General features: G+C 62.5%; 21 protein-coding genes. 4 read left to right on the forward strand and 17 right to left on the reverse strand.

The window, feature by feature from the left end; genetic code table 11:
* Nucleotides 1-107: 107 nt before the first annotated feature.
* The 3 genes from NKI70_RS17115 to NKI70_RS17125 are packed head-to-tail and all read right to left on the reverse strand — an operon-like array spanning nt 108 to nt 1,536.
* Complete coding sequence (locus tag NKI70_RS17115; RefSeq protein WP_352699307.1) at nt 108-635, reverse strand: GNAT family N-acetyltransferase; 528 nt, start codon at nt 633-635, stop codon at nt 108-110.
* A gap of 21 nt (nt 636-656) precedes the next feature.
* On the reverse strand, nt 657-968 hold the full coding sequence (locus NKI70_RS17120) for a hypothetical protein (RefSeq protein ID WP_352575156.1): 312 nt from the start codon (nt 966-968) through the stop codon (nt 657-659).
* A gap of 1 nt (nt 969) precedes the next feature.
* Nucleotides 970-1,536 (reverse strand): helix-turn-helix domain-containing protein, encoded by a 567-nt coding sequence (locus NKI70_RS17125; protein WP_352644866.1) that lies wholly within the window; start codon nt 1,534-1,536, stop codon nt 970-972.
* Nucleotides 1,537-1,686: 150 nt separating this feature from the next.
* Between NKI70_RS17125 and NKI70_RS17130 the strand changes: the two genes are divergently transcribed.
* Nucleotides 1,687-3,513: an ATP-binding protein gene (locus tag NKI70_RS17130; protein ID WP_352724759.1), complete on the forward strand. Its 1,827-nt coding sequence runs from the start codon at nt 1,687-1,689 to the stop codon at nt 3,511-3,513.
* Nucleotides 3,514-3,549: 36 nt separating this feature from the next.
* Here NKI70_RS17130 and NKI70_RS17135 read toward each other — a convergent pair whose 3' ends face one another.
* From NKI70_RS17135 to miaA, 3 genes are all read right to left on the reverse strand, one after another.
* On the reverse strand, nt 3,550-3,936 hold the full coding sequence (locus NKI70_RS17135; protein ID WP_023676687.1) for an ester cyclase: 387 nt from the start codon (nt 3,934-3,936) through the stop codon (nt 3,550-3,552).
* A 132-nt stretch (nt 3,937-4,068) separates the two neighbouring features.
* Nucleotides 4,069-4,863 (reverse strand): GGDEF domain-containing protein, encoded by a 795-nt coding sequence (locus NKI70_RS17140; protein ID WP_023676688.1) that lies wholly within the window; start codon nt 4,861-4,863, stop codon nt 4,069-4,071.
* Nucleotides 4,864-4,967: 104 nt separating this feature from the next.
* Nucleotides 4,968-5,936 carry a tRNA (adenosine(37)-N6)-dimethylallyltransferase MiaA gene (gene miaA / locus NKI70_RS17145; RefSeq protein ID WP_352456562.1) on the reverse strand — a complete coding sequence of 323 codons (969 nt, stop codon included), beginning with the start codon at nt 5,934-5,936 and terminating at the stop codon, nt 4,968-4,970.
* Between miaA and serB the strand changes: the two genes are divergently transcribed.
* Together serB and NKI70_RS17155 are read left to right on the forward strand one after the other, a co-directional pair.
* On the forward strand, nt 5,926-6,813 hold the full coding sequence (serB, locus tag NKI70_RS17150) for a phosphoserine phosphatase SerB (protein ID WP_352456513.1): 888 nt from the start codon (nt 5,926-5,928) through the stop codon (nt 6,811-6,813). The genes miaA and serB overlap by 11 nt on opposite strands.
* Nucleotides 6,810-7,382, forward strand: coding sequence for a GNAT family N-acetyltransferase (locus NKI70_RS17155; protein ID WP_352724761.1), 573 nt, complete (start codon nt 6,810-6,812; stop codon nt 7,380-7,382). The genes serB and NKI70_RS17155 overlap by 4 nt, the downstream gene beginning before the upstream one ends.
* Before the next feature lie 47 nt (nt 7,383-7,429).
* Here the strand turns inward: NKI70_RS17155 and NKI70_RS17160 are convergent, their stop codons facing one another.
* From NKI70_RS17160 to NKI70_RS17180, 5 genes are all read right to left on the reverse strand, one after another.
* Nucleotides 7,430-8,947, reverse strand: a complete 1,518-nt coding sequence (locus NKI70_RS17160) for a DegQ family serine endoprotease (protein ID WP_023676691.1) — start codon at nt 8,945-8,947, stop codon at nt 7,430-7,432.
* A gap of 145 nt (nt 8,948-9,092) precedes the next feature.
* Nucleotides 9,093-10,055: a protease modulator HflC gene (gene hflC / locus NKI70_RS17165; protein ID WP_023676692.1), complete on the reverse strand. Its 963-nt coding sequence runs from the start codon at nt 10,053-10,055 to the stop codon at nt 9,093-9,095.
* A complete protein-coding gene (hflK, locus tag NKI70_RS17170; RefSeq protein WP_352456516.1) occupies nt 10,055-11,149 on the reverse strand; it encodes an FtsH protease activity modulator HflK in 1,095 nt (364 codons plus the stop codon). Before hflK ends, hflC begins: the two co-directional genes overlap by 1 nt.
* A gap of 162 nt (nt 11,150-11,311) precedes the next feature.
* Nucleotides 11,312-11,830: a dihydrofolate reductase gene (locus NKI70_RS17175; protein WP_023676694.1), complete on the reverse strand. Its 519-nt coding sequence runs from the start codon at nt 11,828-11,830 to the stop codon at nt 11,312-11,314.
* Nucleotides 11,830-12,840: a DUF4424 domain-containing protein gene (locus tag NKI70_RS17180; protein WP_352724762.1), complete on the reverse strand. Its 1,011-nt coding sequence runs from the start codon at nt 12,838-12,840 to the stop codon at nt 11,830-11,832. Before NKI70_RS17180 ends, NKI70_RS17175 begins: the two co-directional genes overlap by 1 nt.
* 141 nt (nt 12,841-12,981) lie before the next feature.
* On the opposite strand from NKI70_RS17180, the gene cobF reads away from it, so the two are divergent.
* Entirely contained in the window at nt 12,982-13,755 is a 774-nt protein-coding gene (gene cobF, locus NKI70_RS17185) for a precorrin-6A synthase (deacetylating) (RefSeq protein ID WP_352680226.1), read from the forward strand.
* Nucleotides 13,756-13,788: 33 nt separating this feature from the next.
* Here cobF and NKI70_RS17190 read toward each other — a convergent pair whose 3' ends face one another.
* The 6 genes from NKI70_RS17190 to NKI70_RS17215 all read right to left on the reverse strand — a co-directional run bounded on the left by NKI70_RS17190 (nt 13,789) and on the right by NKI70_RS17215 (nt 18,338).
* Entirely contained in the window at nt 13,789-14,130 is a 342-nt protein-coding gene (locus NKI70_RS17190) for a winged helix-turn-helix domain-containing protein (RefSeq protein WP_023676697.1), read from the reverse strand.
* Nucleotides 14,131-14,211: 81 nt separating this feature from the next.
* Nucleotides 14,212-15,324: a molybdenum ABC transporter ATP-binding protein gene (modC, locus tag NKI70_RS17195; RefSeq protein WP_352724763.1), complete on the reverse strand. Its 1,113-nt coding sequence runs from the start codon at nt 15,322-15,324 to the stop codon at nt 14,212-14,214.
* Entirely contained in the window at nt 15,321-16,025 is a 705-nt protein-coding gene (gene modB, locus NKI70_RS17200; RefSeq protein ID WP_023676699.1) for a molybdate ABC transporter permease subunit, read from the reverse strand. Before modB ends, modC begins: the two co-directional genes overlap by 4 nt.
* Nucleotides 16,026-16,040: 15 nt before the next feature.
* A complete protein-coding gene (gene modA, locus NKI70_RS17205; RefSeq protein WP_352724765.1) occupies nt 16,041-16,832 on the reverse strand; it encodes a molybdate ABC transporter substrate-binding protein in 792 nt (263 codons plus the stop codon).
* Between the two features lie 286 nt (nt 16,833-17,118).
* Complete coding sequence (locus NKI70_RS17210; protein WP_352724766.1) at nt 17,119-17,913, reverse strand: thymidylate synthase; 795 nt, start codon at nt 17,911-17,913, stop codon at nt 17,119-17,121.
* Nucleotides 17,914-18,026: 113 nt separating this feature from the next.
* Nucleotides 18,027-18,338 (reverse strand): DUF2853 family protein, encoded by a 312-nt coding sequence (locus NKI70_RS17215; RefSeq protein WP_023676702.1) that lies wholly within the window; start codon nt 18,336-18,338, stop codon nt 18,027-18,029.
* Nucleotides 18,339-18,496 lie beyond the last annotated feature (158 nt).

The raw sequence follows: 18,496 nt of genomic DNA on the forward strand, positions 1-18,496 counted from the left end.
TCAGAATGGGCGGCTTCTCTAAGGTCGCCGCCAATTTGACGCAAGAGCTATTCTTTCCATGCCCGCGATGGTCTGACTGGTGTTGCAAAGGTGCATCGTTGTCGCCATCAGCGTGTCCGGCCGACGCGTTTCCAGTAGATGAGGGTGCCTGTCAGCCCGCCATGCGGCATCAGCGCATAATCCGGTATTTCGCCGGCCAGCGTGAAGCCGAGCTTTTCATAGAGGCCGGAAGCCCCCTCCTCTTTTGCCGTGTCGAGGACCAACAGCGTGCGGCCTTTCTCCACGGCAACGGCTTCCGCCGCCTCCATCAGGCGGGTTGCGATGCCCTTGCCGCGATAATCGAGGCGGGTCATCAGCTTGGCGATCTCGGCCCGGTGCGGCTGGTTGGGAGGGCAGTCGAGCAGCAAGGTGACGGTGCCGACCAGAGCCTCGCCGTTCCAGGCCCCAAGCACCGCCCTTTCGCCTCTGGCGGCCGCATGAAGCGACCTGTTCCAGAAGGCCGCGGCCATCTCCGGCGCCAGCGGATGCATGAAGCTGACCGAGCCGCCGGCGGCGACTGTCCCGATCAGCAGATCCGCCAGCATTTTTTGCGTTCCGTCAGTCCTGGTGAGTGGCCTGATTTCGATCGAACTCATGTGGTTCCCCTGCGCCGTCCGTCAATCGAAATGACTGATCCGCTTCCGCTTCCTGGCCCGCCGGATTTCCGCGATGCGATCGGCGTCTTCCTCTTGCAGATGTCGCCCGCGTTCCAGCAGTTCGAGCGTGTATTCCTCATAGGTCAGGCCCAGCCGCTCGGCCTTGTCCAGCCGCATCAGCATGATCTCGCGGCTCGGCACTTTCCATGCCTGGGCATGGGCGGTCCGCCAGGCAAGAAACACATAGGGCTCACCCTTGCCCCAGGGCGGACCGTTATAGTCGTCAAGCGGCGGACCGCCATTGTCGGAGCGTTTCGGACGGCGCGCCTTCACCTCAGCTCCTGGCCAACGCAACCAGATAGTCGGCGGCGTCCGGCCCCGGAGCGTGAAAGACGCAATCGGATGGCGCGCCGAGCGCCAGGCAGTCGCCGGGTTCGAGCCGGTGAACGATGTCCCCCTCGGTGAATTCCAGCCGCCCGGAGATCAGCCATATCTGTTGCCTGATGAAGGCATAGGACGCCGCCGGGAAACTTACCTTGGCGCCGGCCGGCAACTGTATCCGGATCAGTTCGAGGGGTATGTCGGAGACCGGCGAAAGATGCCGCCGCACATAACCCGTAGCCGGATCGCGCCAGAGCGGCTGGTCACGTTCGCGAAGCAGGCCACCGCCCTGCAATTCCGCCCTTGCGATCAATGTGGACAGCGTCATGCCGAAGGCGGCCGCAATGCGCACAAGGAGCGCCGCCGTCGGGCTGGTCATACCGCGTTCTACCGTGCTCAGCATGGCTTTCGAAACATCGGACCGCTCCGCCAGCTCTGCCAGGGACCAGCCTCGAGCCACTCTTTCGGCATGTATTCGTCTGCCGATGGTCGAGGAGATGTCGTTCGCTATATCATCCATTAATCCAATATATCGAAATTTTTCTACCGAGCAACGGCCGTTTCATCCATTTTTCGCAAACTCCTTAATGTCCGCTAAACCATCCGGCCTCATCCCACCTTAACCCCGTTCGCCTAGGCTCATCGCTTGGAAAAAGGGATCGGCGTGTCCATGCTCGTTGAACGCGAAGCCTCCATTGGGGAACCAACTTTGCTGGAGCGCCGCAGGGCGGAGCAGAACGACAAGCGCATTCTGGGCAATGTCGTGCAATGCGACGGCGCGCGCGCCACCATCAGCGCCTATGCCGACGATATCGAAGGCACGGTCACCGGCCTGTGGAGCGTCGGCAAGATGATCTCGATCAATCTCGGTACATCACGAACCGTCGGCCTGGTCTATGAAATCGGCAAGTCGGATCGTGCCTGGAGCAGCGAGGGCCAGAATCCGATCGAGGTCAGCATCGAATTGATCGGCGAGGTGCGCGACGGTGCCGAACCCGGCGCGAAGCCGATCTTCGACCGTGGCATCACAACCTACCCGCATATCGGCGCCATTGCCCATCGTATCCGCAGCCGCGACCTGCAGGCCGTCTACGATCTCGCCGGTCGTCATTCGATCACCATCGGCACGCTGTCGCAGGACGAGGCCATCGACGCCAATATCGCCATCGACGATACGCTGGCGCGCCATTTCGCCATTGTCGGCACCACCGGGGTTGGCAAATCGACCGCCGTGTCGCTGCTCTTGCGCAAATCGATCGCCGCCCGGCCCGACCTGCGCGTGCTCATCCTCGATCCACACAACGAGTTCGCCGCGTCGTTGCCCGAACATTGCGTCAGGGTCGATTCGACGACCCTCGACCTGCCCTTCTGGATATTCAAGCTAGAGGAATTTGCCGAAGTGCTGTTTCGCGGCCGCGAGACGGTCCCGGAAGAGGTCGACGCCTTGCGCGATCTCATCCCCGCGGCCAAGAACCTCTACCGCAATCCGAACTCCGGCAACTATCTACGGCGCAGCACCGATGCGCTGACCGCAGACGCGCCGGTGCCCTATCGCATTGCCGACCTCATCAAGCTGGTCGACGAGCGCATGGGGCTGCTGGAAAGCAAGAACGATCGCCCGACCCTCAGGTCACTGAAGACACGTATCGAATCGGCGGCATCCGATCCGCGCTACCGTTTCATGTTCAACTCGCGCCTGATCGAGGACACCATCCACGAGACGATCGGCAACATCTTCCGCGTGCCGCATCACGGCCGCCCTGTGACCTGCTTCGAAATGGCCGGCATGCCGTCCGAGGTGGTCAATTCCGTATGCTCGGTGCTGGCGCGGCTGGCCTTCGACCTGGCGTTGTGGAGCGAAGGCCGCCTGCGGCTGCTCTTCCTGTGCGAGGAAGCGCATCGCTATATGCCGGCCGATCCGCGCCTCGGTTTCGCGCCGACGCGGCACGCGCTGTCGCGCATCGCCAAGGAAGGCCGCAAATATGGCTGTTATCTCGGCGTCGTCACCCAGCGCCCGGGCGAACTCGACCCGACCATCCTGTCGCAGTGCTCGACGTTCTTTGCCATGCGGCTCGCCAACGAGCAGGACCAGGCGATCATCCGCTCAGCGATCGCCGACTCCTCGGCTTCGACGCTGGCGTTCCTGTCTTCCATGGGCCAGCGCGAGGCCATTGCCTTCGGGGAAGGCGTGGCGACGACGATGCGGATGAAGTTCGAAAAGCTCTCAGAGGATTTGATCCCCGGCACCGCCAAGCGCGCGGACGCCTTGCGGTCCGAAACCGGCGACGAGGTCGACCTCGTGGCGATCGTCGAACGGCTGCGCAACGTGCCGAAATCACAGCAGGCAATGCCTTTCGCGGAAGTCGTCGATCAGGGCCGGCAGGCCGGCGATTCGGACTATCGCAAGCCGTCGGCCGCACGCACCCAGCGAAACGACGATTTCGACTTGCGCTACGGCCTCAAGCCGGCGACCTTCGGCCTGCGTCCCCCAGAATGATTGAGCCGAGCGACTTTTAGGCAGCGCTCGCAGATATCAAAGCTGAGTTTCGATGGCTGTCTTGTCTATAACTGACCACACCTGGCGAATTTTCCCTCTCTGAAACTCATAAAATACGTTCTCGGCAAACGAAATTCTCTTCCCGCTTACATCGAGCCCAAGGAACGTTCCCCTTGGCGCGCAGTCGAAGCTTAGCCGGCTCGCTACATAAGGCGGATCGGCAACCAATAGCTGAATGTCGAAGTAAAGGTCCGGAATTTCGTCGAAGTCTCTCACCAACATTTCGAGATAGCCGGACAATCCGAGCTTGCGACCGTTGTGGGTCACTTCATCATGAACAAACCGCCCCAGATTTGGCCAATCCTGCTTGTTCAGGCATGCAATATAGCCTCGGTAAAGACCGGAGAGATCGGATTTAGTCACGGCAACACCTCTATTTCCGCCAAGCCCCGCAAAGGCAGCATCTCAGCTTGACTGGGTGACGTCGGTCTGCGTGCACCGGAAACACAGAAAACGATACCAGACGGCCGGCATCACGAATTCAATGACGGAATTTCAGGCACAGACGCGGTTGCGCCCTTGCCTCTTCGCCTCATAGAGCTGGCGATCGGCGCGGCGATAGAACTCCTCGGCGGTTTCCTTGCGATCCCAGACGGCAAGCCCGACGCTGGTGGTGATTTTCAGTCGGACATTGCCCGTCAGCACCGACATGTTGGCGATCGCCTTGCGGATGCGCTCCGCGAATTTGGATAGCAGCTCGGCGTCCATATTGGGCGTGACCACCGCGAACTCCTCGCCGCCCAGGCGCGCCACCACGTCGTGATAGCGTGTCATGTCCTTGAGACAGTTGGCGACCGCCCGCAACACCTCGTCGCCGACATCGTGGCCGTGGCTGTCGTTGACCTGCTTGAAATGGTCGAGGTCGAGGATCATCAGCCCTACTGGTTTCTCGATGCGACGGAACTCTTCGAGATATTCCTTCAGCGCATCGTCGAAATAACGCCGGTTCTGCATGCCGGTGAGGCTGTCGGTGAGCGCCGCATGCTCTAGCGTCTCCGAACGCGCGCTGAGCGAAACGGTCATGGCGCGCAGCTTGCCTTCTTCCGTCGCCTGCTTTCGGATCAGCGGGTAGATGAAGAAAATGCCGAAGAACAGCGCAGTCGCCAGCAGCACGCCCGTCGCAAACAGCAGCTTGTTGAGATAGACGATTTCATCGAGTTCCGAAGGCGTATTGCTAATGTCGGCGGCCAGGGTTTGCAGGAGCCCATAGGCGTAAAGCGTCACCAGGCCGGCGGCCAGGATCACAAAAATAAAGACGAAAAAGGCTGATTCCGCCTTGTGGAAACGCATCTGCTCCCCGTTGGAAAGTTCGTAACGATCTTATGGCATGCGGGAACTTACGGACAGTTAACCTGGACAACTTCAACGCGAAATGTCCCCTCGGTGTCGACTTTTCAGGTTGCGCTCGAATGAGGGAGTGAGAGCATCGAGTCGATCCCCTCACCAGGACGCAATCTCTGCCATTCCGGGCCCAATTGGTGCCTGAACCAGGTCGCCTGCCGTTTGGCATATTGCCGCGTCGCGATTTTCGCGCGCTCGATGGCCTCGGGAAAACTGAAGGCGCCGGCCAGCGCGGCCTGAAGCTCGCGAACACCGATTGCTTTCATCGCCGGCAGGTCGGGATCGAGGCCGAGCGCTGAAAGCTGTTTCACCTCGTCCAGTGCCCCCTTGTCCAGCATGCGGTCGAAGCGAGCATCGATCCGCTCCACCAGCGCCGCTCGCTCCGGCTCGATGACGAAAAAGCGCGCGCTGCTCCTGTCGATCAACGGCCGGCCACGCGCGGCCTGCCAGTCCAGGATGGAACGCCCCGACGCGTCGAGCACCTCCAGCGCCCGCACGATGCGCTGGCCATCCGTCGGCTTAAGCATCATGCCGGCCGCAGAATCCTCGCGCAACAGGATGCGGTGCAATCTCACTGCGCCCTGTTCCTGGAGCTCGTAGCGCCAGCGATCGCGGATCGACTTCGGAATGTCGGGCATCTCCGAGATACCTTCCGTGAGCGCCCGGAAATAAAGCCCGGTACCGCCGACGAAAATCACTGGCCGCTCCGAGAGCGTGCCGTCGTCGATGAGCTTCGTGACATCACGCAACCAGGCGCCGGTGGAATAGGCGGTGGACGGATCGACGTGTCCATAAAGAAAGTGGGGGACGCGGGCGAGTTCGGCAGGACCAGGCCGCGCCGTCAGCACGTCGAGCACCGAATAGCCTTGCATAGAATCGGTGTTGACGATGACACCGCCATTGCGCTCGGCGAGGTCGAGTGCGAGCGCCGACTTGCCGCTGGCGGTCGGCCCGGCTATCAGGATCGCGTTCTTCACGCGGCCTTCGCCCGCCTGTCCGCTGGAATTTTCGATGCCGCTGATCGCCACGCTTCTATCCCATCCCGCCGGCCGCGCATTGACGCCGACGCTAGCGAATATGGCCTCGCGGTCGGTCGGCGCAAGCGCTGTTCGCTGGCTGGCCGAAGGCATCGCCTGCGAACTCGACTTGCCGGAGACCGCCGACGCTTCCGAAATAACGGCGCGCCTGCAGGCCGCGCTTGCTTCCGAACCGATCGACGTGGCCGTCCAGCCGGCTGAGAACAGGCGCAAGAAGATCCTGATCGCCGACATGGATTCGACAATGATCGACCAGGAATGCATCGACGAGCTTGCCGACGAGATCGGCGTCAAGGATCGCGTCGCCGCCATCACGGCGCGATCGATGAACGGCGAGATCGCATTCGAGCCGGCCTTGCGCGAGCGTGTGGCGCTGCTCAAGGATCTCGATGCCGCAATCATCGACCGCATCATCGACAATCGCCTGACGCTAGCCTCCGGCGGCCGCACGCTCGTCCAGACAATGGCGGCCAATGGCGCCTGGACGGCGCTGATCTCCGGTGGTTTCGACATCTTCACCACCCGCATCGCAGCATTGCTCGGCTTTCACGAAAATCGCGCCAACCGCCTGATCGAGCAGGATCGCCGCTTCACCGGCTTGGTCGCCGAACCGATCCTCGGCCGCGCCGCCAAGGCCGAAGCCCTTATCGAGATTTCCGCCCGCCTCGGCCTGACGCCTGCCGATGCCATTGCCGTCGGCGACGGCGCCAACGATCTCGACATGATCCGTCTTGCCGGCATCGGCGTCGCCTTGCACGCCAAGCCGGCCGTGGCAGCCGAGGCAAAGATCCGCATCGACCACGGCGACCTCACCGCCTTGCTTTATCTGCAGGGTTATCGCCGGGAGGAATTTTTCGAATGACGCCGATCCGCACGGAGCGCCTGATCCTGCGCAACTGGGGAGATCGTCACCGCGAGCTCTTCCATCGCATCAATTCCGACGAGCGCGTCATGGAATTCTTTCCGTTTCGGCGCGACCGTGCCCAGTCGGACGCCAAGATGGAGGAGTTGCGCGCGGCTATCGATCGCGACGGCTTCGGCTTCGCGGCCGCTGAGATCGCAGCCACAGGTGAATGCATCGGCTTCGTCGGCATAACCCGAACCGATCATTTGCCATTCCTGCCGCCCGGCACGATCGAGATCGGCTGGCGGCTGGCACCCGAATTCTGGGGCCGCGGCTATGTCACCGAAGCAGCCGAAGCCTGGCTCACCCATGGCTTTGAAAGACTTGGCCTCGACGAAATCGTGTCCTTCGCAGTCAAGGATAACAGCCGGTCCACTGCCGTCATGGAGCGCCTGGGCATGATCGCCGACCCGGCCTCCGACTTCGACCATCCCGGTGTTCCGGACAGCCACACCGCACTCAGGCGACATGTTTTCTACAGGCTGCCGCGCACAGACTGGCAGGCAAGAAAAAGGGCGGCCCGCTAGCCGCCCTTTTTCGTTTCAAGATCAGAGTGTTGCAGGCTCTTCCGGACTCAATCCATCCGGATTGTCACAAACCGCAGCTCGCCGGTCTTCGACGCCAGCATCAAAAGCGCGTTCTTGCGCCCCTGCTCCTTCAGCGCGCCGATCCGGTCCATGACGTCCTTGGGCGTTGCGACCGATTCCTGCGCGATCTCGGTGATCACCTCGCCCGGCTGGATACCGCGTTCGGCTGCCGCCGAATCCTTGGCGACGTCCGTCACGACGACGCCGGAGACATCGGTGGCGATGCCGAATTTCGTGCGCGTCTCCTCATTGAGCTCGCCGATCGTCATGCCGAGCACGGCAGCCGTCGAAACCGCAGGCGCCTTGTCGGCATCGTCCTGGTCGGTGTTGCCGTTTTCACCGCCGCTGGCAAGCTTTTCGCCGTCCTCGAGCCGGCCGAGCGTCACCTTGACGGTCTGCTCGACCCCTTTGCGCACGATGATCACGTCGACCGCCTTGCCGACCGGGCTCTCCGCCACGACGCGCGGCAGGTCGCGCATTTCATGGATGTCCTTGCCGTCGAATTTGATGATGACGTCGCCGGCCTGGATTGTGCCGTTGTCGACCGGCCCGCCCTTGATGACGCCGGCGACCAGCGCGCCCTTGGCGGTCGCCATGCCCAGGCTTTCGGCAATGTCGTCGGTCACCGGCTGGATGCGCACGCCGAGCCAGCCGCGCCGCGTCTCGCCGAACTGGCGAAGCTGGTCGACGACGCCCGAGGCAAGCTGCGACGGGATCGAGAAGCCGATGCCGATCGAGCCGCCCGATGGCGAGATGATTGCCGTGTTGATGCCGATGACCTCGCCGCTGCTGTTGAACAGCGGTCCGCCGGAATTGCCGCGGTTGATCGCGGCATCGGTCTGGATGAAGTCGTCATACGGGCCGGAATTGATGTCGCGATTGCGTGCCGAGACGATGCCGACCGTCACCGTGCCGCCGAGACCGAACGGATTGCCGATCGCCATCACCCAGTCGCCGACACGCATCGTGTTGGAATCGCCGAACTTCACCGCTGTCAGCTTGTGCCCTTTCGGATCGACCTTCAGCACCGCGACGTCGGTCTTGGTGTCGGTGCCGACCAGCGTCGCCTTGAGCGTCACCCCATCGGAGAAATTCACCTCGATGTCGTCGGCATCGGCAATGACGTGGTTGTTGGTCACCACGATGCCCTGCTCGGCGTCGACCACGAAGCCGGAGCCCAGCGACTGCACCTTTTGCCCGCCGCCGCCCTTGTCGCCGCCACGGTTCTTGAAGAAATCGTCGAAGAAGTCCTGGAAGGGCGAGCCTTCCGGCAGCTGCGGCATCGGCACTGCGCCCGGCCCCTCAGTGCCTTTAACAGTCTGCGACGTCGAGATGTTGACCACGGCGCCAAGCAGGCCGGCGGCGAGATCGGCAACCGAGGGCGGCCCGTCGGCTGCCATCGTCGGCGCCACGAACGACGGAACGGCAACGGCGCCGACCAGAAGCGCAGCGGCCCCGGCGATGAACGTCCGCCTCGCTGCACGCAGAAGGGTGGTGGATGTCATCGAAAGGCCTCCGGGTGTTCTGAAAAAAACCGCTTCGGCAAAAATGCCGGTCCGCGTCATGTTGGCAAGAAATAAGGCACGTTTGCGGCTATGGCTACCGCCAGAGAATAAATCCTCTGTTACGCCGGCTATCCCTGCACCGGCCCTACTGGCCGGTGCTTGGCTGCGCTGCCGGTGGGGCGGGAGCGGCAGGTGCTGGCGCTGGTGCCGCCGGTGCCACAGGCGTTTCCTTGCTGTCCGGGTCGCGGAAGAAGCGGAAGAACTCGGAATTCGGCGACAGCACCATCGTCGTTCCGGCGCTGTTCAGCGCCGTGCCATAGGCATTCATCGACCGATAGAAATCGAAGAAGGCCGGATCGCGCTGATAGGCCCCGGCAAACGTGGCACTGCGCTGGGCTTCACCTTCACCGCGCAGGATTTCAGACTCTTTTTGCGCTTCGGCGACGATTTCGACCACTTCGCGGTCGGCGCGAGCCCTGATCCGCTGCGCTGCCTCATTGCCTCGCGCCCTCAGCCGCTCGGCTTCGGCGAGACGTTCGGCCTTCATGCGATCGAAGGTCTGCTGCGAGACTTCGGCCGTGAGATCGGTGCGGCGGATGCGGACATCCTCGATCTGCAGGCCAAGCGAGGTGGCATCGGGCCTCAGCTGATCGCGCACCTCGCGCATCATCACCGCGCGCTCTTCCGAGAGCGCCGCCTCGAAGTCTCGCAGGCCATAGACGCGGCGCAAGGCGGCGTCGAGACGCGTCCTCAGCCGGGCCTCGGCCAGTTCGATCTGGCCGGACACCGCGGCGCGGAACACGCGCGGATCCGAGATACGATAGGCGATAAAGGCATCGACCTCATAGAATTTGCCGCCCGAAACCTGGACACGGATGTTGTCGAGGTCGAAGCGCAGGACCCTGTTTTCGATCAGCTGCACGGTGTCGGCATCGAAGAAGGAGAATGGCGCCTTGAAATAGATGCCCGGCTGGTTCTTGACGTCGACGATTTCGCCGAACCTGAGCACCAGCGCCTGCTGGCGCGCATTGACGACGAAGACCGACGAGTAGAGCAGGAACAGGATGACCGCGGCGATGACCGCAATGACGGGAAGACGGTTGGCCATCACTGGTTTCCTCCGGTGGCCGGTGTCGGCGCCTTCTGCTGCAATGCCGGCAGCGGCAGGTAGGGAACGACCCCTTGCCCGTTGCCTTGCTCGACGATGACCTTGCTCGAATCCTTCAGCACCCTCTCCATCGTTTCCAGGTAGAGTCGCTTGCGCGTCACCTCCGGCGCCTTGGCATATTCGTCATAAACCGAGATGAAGCGCTGCGCCTCGCCTTCGGCCTCCTGCACGACCCGGTTTTTGTAGGCGGCCGCGTCTTCGCGGATCTGTGCGGCCGCACCGCGTGCCTGGCCGAGCTTCTGATTGGAATACTGATTGGCCTGCTCGACGAACTTGTCCTCGTCCTGCTCGGCGCGCTGCACCTCGTCGAACGCGTCTGCCACCTCGCGCGGTGGCGCGGCGTCCTCGATCGAAATGGCGTTGACGTTGAGGCCGGCCTTGTAACCGTCCAGCGTCGTCTGGATGATCTCACGCACCGACGCCGCGATGCCTTGCCGGTCGTCGCGGAAAATGTCTTGCGCCGGGCGCCGGCCGACCGCTTCGCGCATCGCGCTTTCGGCGACCTGCTGCAGCATGCCGTCCGGGTCGGACACGTCGAACAGATAGGCCTTAGGGTCGGAGACCTGATAGGCCACAGAGAACTGCACATTGACGATGTTCTGGTCGCCGGAAAGCATCAGGCCATTGCCGCTGGAACTGCCGCCGCCGATACTGACAAGCTGCTCGGCGATGTTGGCGGTCTCGACCGTTTCGATAGGCCACCAATGGAAATGCAGGCCAGGCTGCGACAGCTCCGCCTTCGGCTTGCCGAACCTGAGTTCCACCGCAACTTCGTCGGGCTGCACGGTGTAGACCGCCTTGAACGCCCATAGCACCACCAGCGCCGCGGCAATCAGCCCGAACACGGCAGGGCTCGCGCCACCGCCGCCCGGCAGCGCGCGCCGCAACCTGTCCTGCCCGCGCCGGATGATATCCTCGAGATCGGGAGGCGAGCCCTGCGGGCCGCTGGGTCCTTTTGGTCCCTGACCCCAAGGCCCCTGATTGTTGCCGCCGCCCCACGGGCCGCCGCCGCCGCTCTTGTCGTTCCAGGGCATAAATGTCCTTTCGCTTGGAATTCCCTCAAGCGCCGGCTCACCGGCGCAAAATCCAATATTATTATTCTATAGGGATGCAGCGGCACGCTTTCAACGCGATCGGCTGCCGCCACTGTCCGCCTTTTGGGTCCATCTAGACCTGTCGCGACCCCTTTGTCGCCTTCAATGCACGTCGCGGCGCCGCTCGTAAACCGAATAGCGTGTCGCATGGCTGTCCTTTTCGCCAGCCTCCACCTCCTGCGAGCGGACGATCCGCCACAGCGCCGGATCGATCGGCGGGAAATGGGCATCGCCGTCGACCGCGGCCAGAACATGGGTCACGTGCAGCCGATCGGCCAACGGCAGCGCCTGAGCGTAGATCTCGCCGCCGCCGATGACGCAGATCTCGTCGGCGCCGGCCATGCAGCGCCCGCGCACCGTCGCCAGCGCGATTGCGTCCTCGATCGAGTGCGCGACTTCGACGCCCTCGGCGCGCCATGCCCTGTCTCGTGTCACCACGATGTTGAGCCTGCCCGGCAATGGGCGGCCGATGCCTTCATAGGTCTTGCGGCCCATGATGATGGGCTTGCCCATCGTATCGGCTTTGAACCGCTTGAGATCGGTGGACAGCCGCCACGGCAACCCACCCTCGCGCCCGATCACGCCGTTCTCGGCGATGGCGACATAAATCGCGAGGTCCATCAGCCGCCGTTTCCGCCATCGGATGGCTCCAGCAGCAATATGTCGATATCGTGCTCGGGGTAGAAGTTCTGCGCCTTCATCTCGAACGTCGTCGGTCCGATCTTCCTGACGTTTTCGCCGCAAAACGAGACCAGGTTCTTCGCATCGCCCTTGTCGACGGTCAGCTTGAAACTGCCGATGTTTCCCGACGCCCAGTTGCCGCCCGTGGTCAGGATATAGGCGATGCGGTTCTCGAAATATTTGGGGTAGCCGTCGGGATCGTCCTTGGCTGCCTTGCGCACGGCATTCTCGAAGGCATCGTCCATGCAGTAGCGTGTCTTGTAGGCGGCATACTGACCCTGGAACTGGCCGTCATAGAAGAAGCTGACCGAGGAGGTGCCGCCGACGCTCGGCTTGTAGCGATGCGAGACATGGACCGCCTTGTTGGCCGGAAACGTCGAGCGCCACCAATAGGTCGAGCGCAATTGCCAGAACGGCGTATAGACGGTCTTCATGCCCGAACCGTCGTCGGCAGTGTCCTCGATGATGATGCCGCGGTTGACCCAGTCGCCGGCGACCGCTTGCGGCAGCTTTGCCAGCGCTGCCTTGGCCGCATCGCCGAACGGATAGAACGGCACGCCCTGCGCCTTCAGGTCAGCGCCGATGTCGATGCCGAGCGCGAACACCTTCTGCTCGAGCTGCGGCTTTGCCGGTACCCCGTCGATCGTCACTTCGAAGCCGAGGAAATTGTCGCTCTGTGCCTCCGGAATCGCCGGTATTTCTTCGGGGTCGCCTTCGATGTCGGGCATCGGAAAGGCGACGATCGCATCGACATCCTTGTCGGTGTTGTTGCGGAAGACGTAATCGACCATCACTTTTTCCGGCGAGATGTAGAGATCCTCGCTTTCCATCGCCACCGCATCGCTGCGCGAAAGGATCAGCCCACCAGTGCCGAGTTCGGCCACCGAATCATTGGCGAGCGCAGGCGTAGCCGAGAGCGCCAAGGCTGCGGTCAGGACGTAACGGAACATGGAAACTCCCCCGGCGAGAATGCCAACATGACTCTAGCTGTTCAATGTGGCGTTTCAAAGCTTTTCGGCAAATGTGCCGGCGCCTGCCGGCATGTCGTGTCGGTCTAGACACGCCGGTCCCGATCGGGCAGGAGTTCGCCCATGCGCAAGCTTCTCGTCATCGGCATCGGCGCCGGCAATCCGGAGCACATGACGGTCCAGGCCATTAACGGTCTCAATCGGGCCGACGTGCTGTTCATTCCCGACAAGGGCGCCAAGAAGAACGATCTCGCCGAATTGCGCCGCCAGATCTGCGACCGCTTCGTCATTAATCCGAACTCGCGCCGTGTCGAATTCGAGGTGCCGGTGCGCGCCGAGCCGGCGCCTTCCTACCGCTCGACCGTCGACGACTGGCACGAGGCGATCGCCGCGATCTACGAAGGCCTGATCCGCGACGAACTCCCTGAAGATGGCTGCGGCGCCTTCCTGATCTGGGGCGATCCGTCGCTCTACGACAGTGCGCTGCGCATCCTCGAGCGCGTGCGCCTCAGAGGCAATGTAGCGTTCGAGCTGGAGGTCATCCCTGGCATCACCGCCATCCAGGCACTCGCAGCCAGCCACAAAATGGCATTGAACCGGATCGGCGACGCCATTTTGATCACCACCGGCCGCCGGCTCGCCGAGGAAGGTCTGCCCGAAAACGCCGGCAGCACCATCGTCATGCTGGACGGCAAATGCGCCTTCAACACGCTGGACGACAACGACGTCACCGTCCACTGGGGCGCCTATCTCGGGACGCCCGACGAGATCGTCATCTCGGGCCGGATTGGCGACGTCGGCGACAAGATCGTGAGCACCCGTGAGCAGGCCCGCCGGAAAAAAGGCTGGATCATGGACACCTATCTGCTGCGCAAGCCGGGCGAGCCAAAGAAGTAACAGGGATCACACGCGGCATGAATTCCGCCGGCGTCACGCTGCGTCGATCTCGGCCTGCAGCGCCTCCATATGCGCCGCCGCTGCTGAAGACGCAGCCCGCTCGATCGCGCGGAAGCGGCTGACCACAGCAAGCCCGACCGACGTCAACTGGGCGCCACCGCCTTTTTTGCCGCCCGTCTGTGCCGCAACCAGCGGCTTGCCGAACACGCGGTTCATGTCTTCGACCAGATCCCAGGCGTGCTTGTAGGACATCTCCATGCCGCGTGCTGCGGCCGAAATCGAGCCGAAGGCGGCGATCTGTTCCAGAAGCTCGATCTTGCCCGGTCCGATGCGGCCATCTGGATCGAGATTTATCCGCAAACTCAGCGACGGCATTTGCTCCTCCGCGGTCACGCTATTCTACAAGTTCTCCAGCGATACCGCTATTCCAAAACGATATAGCGAATCATCGGCCGTTCACTCATCCGCCTCGGCGGGCAGGCCGGCGCCGGTATTCGCCCGGTCGAAGCTCACCGTCTTGACCACGGCGAAGACCTGTCGACCAAGCCGAAGCCCCAGTGTCTGCCGCGACTGTTCGGTGATGCGGGCAAGCACGGTTGCGCCATTGCAGTCGAGGCCAATCTCGACCGTAGGTCCTTCGCCCGGCTCTATCGCCACGATCATGCCCGGCAATATGTTGAGCGCGCTGAGGCCAACCGGTTGCTCGGTGGCGATCATCACGTCGCGGGCACGGATGCGGACGCGCACCGGCGCACCGACTGGCGTTGCCAGAAGCGGCACCCGGATCTCGCCCGCCAATGAGCCTAGCACCGTCATGCCAAAGGCTTCGTCGTGGCGCAGAACCGCGGTATCCAGCACGGCACCGCCCTCGCCGCGCTCTTCGGCCGGCAATAGATCCAGACGCTGCATGATCGCTCCGGTCGGACCGGAAGCGGCGACCTTTCCTTGCATCAGCACCACGACGTCGCTCGCCAGCCGCGCCACTTCGGCGATCGAGTGGCTGACATAGACGATCGGGATTTTCGTCTCGTCGCGCAGCCGCTCGATATAAGGCAAGATCTCGGCCTTGCGCCCCTCGTCGAGCGAAGCCAGCGGCTCGTCCATCAGCAGCAATTTCGGACTGGCAAGCAGCGCCCTGCCGATTGCCACACGCTGCTTCTCGCCACCGGAGAGTTTTGCCGGCCGCCGGTCGAGCAAATGGCCGATCCCGAGCAGTTCGACCACGCCATCGATATCCGCGTAACGCTCAGCAGCCGGCGTGAACCAGCGGCCATAGCGCAGATTGCTCGCCACGCTCATATGCGGAAACAGCCGCGCATCCTGGAACACCATGCCGATCCGCCGTTTGTGCTTCGGCACGAACAGACCGGCATCGCTATCGACCAGCACGCGGCCCTCGGCCGCGATACGACCTTTGTCGGGGCGGATCAGCCCGGCAATCAAATTGATCAGCGTCGTCTTTCCGGAGCCGGAAGGCCCGAACAGCGCAGTCAGCCGCCCGGCGCTTTCGAAGCGGGCATTGACGGTGAAACCGCCAAGCCGGTGGCTGATGTCGACCTGAACCGTCATTCGATGTCCATCCGCCGGCCGACGCGCCGCGCCAGCACTTCCGAGGCAACAAGTGCCGCCATCGAGATGACGATCGAGATCAGCGTCAGCCTGAGCGCGCCGGCGTCGCCGCCGGGAACCTGCGTGAAAGTGTAGATCGCCGACGGTAGCGTCTGCGTCTCGTTCGGAATGTTGGAGACAAAGGTGATCGTCGCGCCGAATTCGCCCATCGCCTTGGCGAAGGAGAGGATCGCACCGGCGATCAGCCCGGGCAGGATCAGCGGCAGCGTGATCGTGCCAAATACCCATAGCGGATTGGCGCCGAGCGTGCCGGCGGCCGCCTCGATTTTGCGGTCGACGGCCTCGATCGACAGCCGGATGGCCCGCACCATCAGCGGAAAGCCCATCACGCCGCAGGCGAGCGCGGCGCCAGTCCAGCGGAAGGAAAAAACGATGCCGAAATGTTCGGCCAGGAAAGCGCCGGCCGGACCACGCTTGCCGAAAGTCAAAAGCAGCAAATAGCCGGTCACCACCGGCGGCAGGATCAGCGGCAGATGCACCAGACCATTGAGCAGCGTCTTGCCCCAGAACTGGCCGCGGGCAAGCACAAGAGCGATCAGAATGCCCGGCGGCAGGCTGGCAATCATCGCGACGGTCGCCACCTTGATCGACAGCCGGACCGCATTCCATTCGTCGGGAGCGAGATCCAGCAGCCAGTTCATGTGCGGTGCCGTACGTCAGTTGCTCGGCGCGAGGATTGTAAAACCTTGCGCCTTGAAGAGTTCGCCAGCCTTGGCGGATTGCAGGCATTTCAGGAACGCCGGGGTATCCCTGCTCTTCGAATCCGCAAGCTGGGCGACTGGATAGATGATCGGCGGATGGGTACCCGCGGGGAAAGTGCCGATCACCTTGACGCCGGGCTCCGCATGCGCATCCGTGGCATAGACGATGCCGAGTGCTGCCTCGCCGGTCGACACCAGCTTTAGGGCGGCGCGCACATTCTCGGCCTGCGCCACCTTGCCTTCGACGGAAGACCAGACACCGAGCGATTCGAGCGCCGCCTTGCCGTATTTGCCGGCTGGCACCGCCTTGACATCACCCATGGCAAGTTTGCCGTTACCGACCTGCCCGGCAAGATCGAACCCCTTTTCGATCCTGGTCTCGACCTTGGAATCCCGCGGAGCAATCAGCACGATCTGGTTACCGAGCAATTTCACTTGGGTTTCGGGCTTGGTCAGCTTCCTGTCGGCAAGATATTTCATCCAGTCGAGATCGGCCGAGATGAACAGGTCTGCCGGCGCGCCGCTTTCAATCTGCCTGGCCAGCGCCGAGCTCGCCGCGTAGGAAATGGTCGCCGCCTCGCCGACATCGGCCACGCAGGCCTTGTTGACGGCATCGAGCCCATCCTTCAGGCTCGCCGCGGCAAACACGACCACCTTGTCATCGGCATGGGCCGCCGGCACCGCGGCCATCAGCATGGCGGCGAGACCCGCGATGGCAATCGTCGTCGAACCTTTGCGCGCCAGCATGAAACTCTCCTCGTCTCAGAACGCCCGAAGCCGTCCATCGATATATCCATGTGAACATAACAAGGAAAGGCTCTTTACCGCCGACGGCATTCTGAGCTGAGGTTTTCCCGGCCTGCGATAATCTTCGTTGGATACAGCGGTACCGAGGCCGAAGGAAATATTCACATGAAAATCAGCGACCAGGGATTGCGCGTCAAGTCGACGTCGGCCAATCAAGATGGATGCTGACAACGCCCGAAGGCGCAGCAGCAGTAGGCAATGTCGACATGCACGGTCAGCTATGGTGCTAGACCGCGATCGGCGCCTTGATCGTCGCGTCGGCGAAATAGTTCTCGAGCCGGAAATCCTCGAAGCGGAAGGCAAAGAGATCCTTCACCTCGGGATTGATCCACAGCGTCGGCAACGCCTTGGGCGTGCGCCGCAATTGTTCGCGCGCCTGCTCGAAATGATTCGAGTAAAGATGCGCGTCGCCGAGCGTGTGGATGAAATCGCCGGGTTTCAATCCGGTCACCTGCGCCACCATCAGCGTCAGCAACGCATAGGAAGCGATGTTGAACGGCACACCGAGAAAGATATCGCCCGAACGCTGGTAGAGCTGGCAGGAAAGCTTGCCTTCCGAAACATAGAACTGGAACAGGCAGTGGCAGGGCGGCAAGGCCATGGCCTCCACCTCGGCCGGGTTCCACGCCGAAACGATCAGCCGCCGCGAATTAGGATTTTTGCGTATCTCCTTCAGAAGATTCGCAATCTGGTCGATGGCGCCGCCATGGCCGTCCGGCCACGACCGCCATTGTTTGCCATAGACCGGGCCGAGATCGCCGTTCTCGTCGGCCCACTCATCCCAGATCGAGACGCCGCGATCGTTGAGATATTTGATGTTGGTGTCGCCGGCCAGGAACCACAAAAGCTCGTGGATAATCGACTTCAGGTGCAGCTTCTTGGTGGTGGTGACCGGAAAGCCGCGGGCCAGGTCGAAGCGCATCTGGTAGCCGAATACCGAGCGCGTTCCGGTGCCGGTGCGGTCGCCGCGATCGGCGCCGTTTTCCAGCACATGCTTCAGAAGGTCGAGATACTGGCGCATCGGCTCCGGTCCGATTCGGGTTGTCAGCCATCATAGCCGAATGACCGTCGGCCGAACACAGCAAAGCGAGACGATTCCAGCAGAAGCTTCACCAGCACCGGCGGCGAGATTGCTCAGAGCGAGCCGAGCATGCCCAGATCCTTGGCGACGAGGTAATAGAATGTCACCCGGCTCTTGCTGTTGTCGGCCGCCATAGCCTTGCAGGTCTTTTCGATAGCCGCATCCGCCTTGGCACCGTCAGTGACGCCGAGCTTGCCGGCGACCCAGCTGTTCCTGACGCGCTTCAGTTCCTCCGGGTCGGTGCAGGACACCAGCGAGGAATCGCGGTTCCTGAGCGCGATGCCCAGATGCTTGACGATCTTGGCGACCGCGTCGGCATCCGCCGCCGCATCATATTTCTTTACGTCTGCGAGATAATCGGCCATCGAATTTCCCCTCGTCGGCGCCACGGGATCCGGTCAATGAGGATTGTGGCGCGCTGCCGCAAGTATGCGCTAGGTCTCCTCACCGCCACAAAGCTTCGGTTGAGACCGGCTGCAAGTCAACCCCTTGATGATCCACTTTGACACGGACGAAAGTGGCA

It is taken from the genome of Mesorhizobium sp. M0500, from assembly GCF_040321165.1.
Taxonomy (GTDB): Bacteria; Pseudomonadota; Alphaproteobacteria; order Rhizobiales; family Rhizobiaceae; genus Mesorhizobium.